Below are 5162 nucleotides of genomic sequence, written 5' to 3' on the forward strand. Positions count from 1 at the left end.
AAATTCGGGTTTTCGTAATTAAAATAAAGATTTTCCATTTTTTGCAAATTACTATTTATGTTCTCTCCTTCAAATTTAATGTACAAAGGTTGCACGGATTGTGCTTGAGCATAAAGACCCAAAACCATCATTAAGATTAAAATTAGAATTGATTTCATAATATTTCTATTTAGGTAAAGTTTCAATTAAAGTATTTCTTTTTCTTCTTACTTCTTTTTTTGTACTTTCAGATTTATTCGCCCAACTTTTCACCTCAAACCTTTCAGGCAATCTGTCACCATCACGCTGGTCTAAACCTTGCCAAGCGAGAGCAATATAGCTATCTAACTGCGTAGCGGCTCAAATATACAAAAAAACTCCACTTCTGGGGTGGAGTTTTGTTTGATGGAGATTATTACGCATCTTATTTCTTTTTCTTATCCCCTATTTGCCCGTTTTCAAAGGAATAGTCAAACCTTTGTCTTACAATAGGATTTTGAGCAACATACTGATGAGTAAATATTTGTATTACACCATTGGCATTTCCAAATATAGCAGCTGTCCTGCTATCATTCTCCCAAACATCTATACCAGCTATTTGGTTTAACTCGTACTGGTCTAAAATGTAGTAGCTATTAAGATTTGCGAATACAATTTTATCATCAATAGCGATTAATGGCTGATTGGTAACCAAACCATACTTAGTGTTCTCCACATGGTAAACATTATAGTAAGCTGCAGGGAACCAATCTCTTTTAATTTCATCTACCTTATGCCACAAAGTAGAATGTTGTTGTGCCTTTGTACCTATGAGGACAAAGTTTAACATCAAAATAAATATTATTCGTAACTATTTACCTACTTTCAAAAGTACACAAAAAGAATTAATTTAGGGGCATAAATTTTGAGTTTTTTTGAATATGGAGCTACCCGATGACATAGTAGGATTACGAAGTATGCTTCTGCAAGTATTAAAGGAGTTAGAATCTGCAAAAGCGGAGATAGCTCAATTAAAATTGGAGAATGCCGTTTTAAAAGCTGAGAACGCAGAGCTACGTAGTCGTTTGGGCATGAATAGTAGCAATAGTCATAAACCGCCGAGCAGTGACAGGTACAAAAACATAAAGAAGTTCTCGGCATTTGAGCGAGGGGAGGGCAAGCGTAGAGGCGGTCAAGAGGGACATAAAGGCAATACCTTACAAAAGGTAAGTATTCCTGATGAAGTCATAGTTCATCAAGCAGAGCAATGTAAGGTATGTGGTCGTAAGTTTTCATTAGAAGAAGCCTCTGAGTTAGTGTGTAGCCGACAGGTTTTTGATATACCTGAGCCTAAGTTTCAAGTAATAGAACATCAAGTCAGAGGGATTCGGTGTTGTGGCTTGTTTCAAGCAGGCGAATTTCCATTGGATATAACGGCTCCTGTACAATATGGTAAGCGGATAAAGACTTTGGTGAGTATGTTGAGTGTAGGGTATAGTATGCCCTACTGCAAGATTAGTCAGCTGACGGAAGATTTATTTGGTCAGGCTGTCAATGCACGGGTGCTAATAGAAGCTAATGAGGAGTTATATGAGAAGATGAAGGGGATAGAAGAGCAGATAAAAGAAGAGGTACTCAACAGTTCGGTGGCTCATTTTGATGAAACGGGAGTTCGTACTTCGGGCAAGACGTATTGGATACATACGGCAAGTACGGAAAGATGCACCTATTTGTTTGCTCACGAGCAACGAGGAGAAGAGGCACTAAGGAGCCATTCATCCTTGCTTTCACGCTTTGAGGGTTGTGCGGTACACGATTGTTGGAAGAGTTATTTTAGTTTTGGAAGGGTCAAGCACGTATTGTGTAATGCTCATATCTTGCGGGAGTTGAATGCCTTGATAGAAAATGGGAGTGTGTGGGCAAAGGCGATGCAAGATTTGCTTTTAGAGGCATACCGAAGGCATCGGGAGGGGAAATTGGCTGATATAAGTCTGCAAGCAAGCTATGAGGCGATTTGTCAGCAAGCCGAGCAAGAAGAACCTTTGCCTGAGACCAGGAGCAGGGGCAGACCTAAAAATAGTAAAGGCAGGAATTTACTCAACCGCTTGAAGGCACATCAAGCGAGCGTACTTGCTTTTGCCTTTGAGAAAGGCATTCCTTTCACGAACAATCTTGCCGAACAGGATATTCGTTGTGTAAAAATCAAACAAAAGATAGCAATGTGTTTTCGTACTTTTGAGGGCTTAAAGGTATATGTCAGAATTAAGGGTGTCATCAAAACCTTTATCAAAAAAGGGCTTAACGTCTTTCAAAATCTCCTAAAAATCAATCTTAACCAAAAAATAGATCTAGCTACGTAAATAGTTACAATATTTATTTAATAGCGGTCAAGTTTTTTTGAGATTTTTTTGAATTTTAGAAAAACGTAATGCTTCGTCTTGCCTCATCAGCGAGCTATATGCGAAGCATTACACCAAAAGATTGTTTTCTCGTTGAAATTAAAGGTTTTGTGGCTTTCTATCTTTTTGTTTTACGATTACTTTTCTTGCTCCAAAATACGAATGGTACTCTGCCGCATACATTGCCTCTGCCGAAACTACGCCCATCTGAAACTCCCCAACCGAAACAGCACGCACCAAATAGTAAAAATGCTTTTCGTTGCCGTTTGCCTCGCAAAATAAGTTGATTTTATCGTCGCGTATATCTACGTAATCGGCAGTGCTGGCGTCTTTTATCCAAGGTAGAGCCGTCTGTTCTACCAAACGAGGGTTTTCGATTTCTAAGCCCGCAGGAAGTAAATCAGTAATGGCAACATTGCTAACACTACTGGCGTCGGTGGTTTTGATGCTAAGTTTTACGACAATCAAATCGTTTTGTGTAAATTCGGCTTCTTTGAGTTCTTGTCCTGCTCGGTTGTAAAAACTACGACGAACTTTCAAGAAACTATCTTCTTCTTTGATTTTACCGCTTGCAGGCACGCCTTGCATCTCCCAAAAATAATACAACATACCCGCCCCCGAAGCGTTGATTTTGAGCGTTTTGCCTACAATATTTTCAACAAGCACCAAATCGTCTTTCTCGAATTTAGCCATTTGCTTGCCTTCGGCTGTGATAGTAGCCTTTATCTGACTTTGCTGACTTTGCTTGGCAATTTTTCCCAAAGCAAGTAAGGCAAAAGCTGTTTCTTGTGTATTGAGGTAGTTTCGGTTTCGGATTTGCTCGGAAAGATGTTTTGCCATTATGGGAATTTGCGGGTTTTGTTTGTCGGTTTCTAAAAGAGCATTGAGGGCAATAGCTTCGTCGCGTATGTACGAGTAAAAACTGCCTGCGTGAGCATTTTCGGAGCGTTCGCCTGCAAATTTTTTAGGCAAAAGAGCATTGTAACTTGTTTTGTCGCCCATCATCAGATACGTTGCCGCAAGCAAATATTTGCTGTCCAAGGCAAGCATATTTTGGTTTGCCTTGCAGTAGTTCATCGTGGCTACGTCGCCTCTTCGCATCAGGGCAAGCACGTAAAGTGTGTAAGGAATTTCTTTGGAAATAATGGTTTTTGAGAAACGATTGTTTTGCTCATCGTAAAAATAGTAACGCTCAGTGGCTCGTTCTTTGACTTTCTTTTCCAAATATTGAGCAATTCTTTCCAAAAACGGCTCACTTACGTTGTAGCCTGCTCGTTGGGCTTCGTACAAGAAATGAGCGGCGTAGGCAGTAGCCCACCAATTTTCTTGGTCAGTGCCTTGCCAGTAGCTCAAAGCACCATTGTACATTTGCATTGTGTAGAGTTTCAAGATTGCCTGCTGTACGTTGTAACGACTTTCGCTTGTATTGCTACCTTGGTAGCTTGCATTTTTGGCTTTCAGCTCTCGCGAAAGTTCGGCGATGTAGAGCTGAGGAAAAGCCGTTGAAATCGTTTGCTCTACGCAACCGTAAGGATATTGCAAAAGATAATCTAAATTTTGAGAAAATTCGGCAATGGGTGAGGTAGAAAACACAATTTTGGCTCTTGAAGTGGCTTCCACGAAAGGACTTTGTAAGCCGATATTTTGCTCTTTACCTGCTTGCAGAGTGCCGTAGCCTGTTTTTTTCTGTAAAGGCACTGCCGAACGCACCGCAATATCGGTTTTCTCTTCAAATTTTTTGCCATTTGTACCAAAACTTACCACAATTTGCGTATTGCCAACAAAATCGCTTGCTTTTAGCTTGAAAAATACTTGTTGTTCGGAATTAGGGGCGAGACTTAGGTTTGCTTGGCTTTCGCTACTGATACTCAAACCTTTTCCTACGGCAACTTGGGCTGTGCCTTGCATAGGTTTATCGGTTGTGTTGGCAAGCGTTACGGGCAAAAGAATTTCATCTTTGGGACTAAGAAAACGAGGAATAGCCGAGCTAATCACCACAGGGTCAGCGACTTTCATAGAGGTAGCCGCACCACCGAAACGACTGCCTTTGTGAGCCGTTGCGATAATCCGTAGGCTTCCTGCAAATTGAGGAATATCAATGCTATACGTAGCTTCACCTGCCGAGTTGGTTGTGAGTCTTCCACTCCAAAAAGTAACTAACTTCACACGTTTTGCCAAAGGGTTGGTAGCGGGGGCATCTTTTTTCTCGTAAGTACCGCCACCGCCTACGCTACTTTTTCCTGCCGAAAGTTCGGGGAAAAGACGTGGATACACATCGTAGGCATTTACTTCTAAGGCTCGTTTCTGAAAGAAATACTCATAAGGATTAGGGTTCTGAAAATCTTTGATTTGCAAAATACCTTCATCAACAACCGCCACAAACACTTCGGCATTGCTTTCGTTAGTTTTTATTTTGATAGTTTGCTTGGTGTTGGAATAAGAACTGCTTGTTGCTTCAATTTTTACATCGATTTTGTGTTTTTTAGCTTCAACACTCAAAGGCAAATAGCCGTGAGCCGATGTAAGCGGAATTGCCGAATTGCTAAGTGGCTTAATCAGCGTTGCCGAGATGTAAATATTGGGCAAATAACTTTCAGTAATTTTGAGATTGAAAGAAGCAGATTTTTTATCGGTATTCAGATAGAAATGTTCTAAAAGTTTGCCACGTTCGATGCTGACTAAGATTTTTCCTTCAAAGGGCGTTTTGAAAAGCAGTTTAGCGGTTTCGCCTACTTCGTAGCGTTCTTTGTCTGAGGTGATGTCAATTTGTCCGTCTTTATTGATTTCAAAGGAGCTGTAATCGGT

Annotated in this window: 3 protein-coding genes; 1 reads left to right on the plus strand and 2 read right to left on the minus strand. The window is 40.5% G+C overall.

What is annotated here, in order from left to right; translation table 11 throughout:
* Positions 1 to 403: 403 nt before the first annotated feature.
* Positions 404 to 694, minus strand: coding sequence for a hypothetical protein (locus ACWITO_RS01165; protein ID WP_448528178.1), 291 nt, complete (start codon positions 692 to 694; stop codon positions 404 to 406).
* A 205-nt stretch (positions 695 to 899) separates the two neighbouring features.
* On the opposite strand from ACWITO_RS01165, the gene tnpC reads away from it, so the two are divergent.
* Positions 900 to 2318: an IS66 family transposase gene (tnpC, locus tag ACWITO_RS01170; protein ID WP_448528180.1), complete on the plus strand. Its 1419-nt coding sequence runs from the start codon at positions 900 to 902 to the stop codon at positions 2316 to 2318.
* A gap of 138 nt (positions 2319 to 2456) precedes the next feature.
* Here tnpC and ACWITO_RS01175 read toward each other — a convergent pair.
* Positions 2457 to 5162 (minus strand): alpha-2-macroglobulin family protein (locus tag ACWITO_RS01175; protein ID WP_448528179.1); only part of this gene is annotated, 2706 nt, incomplete at its 5' end.

This window comes from Raineya sp. (genome assembly GCF_053497555.1).

Bases quoted from the DNA above. Each gene is read 5' to 3' on its own strand.
- tnpC (WP_448528180.1), top strand. From the start codon at position 900: ATGGAGCTACCCGATGACATAGTAGGATTACGAAGTATGCTTCTGCAA.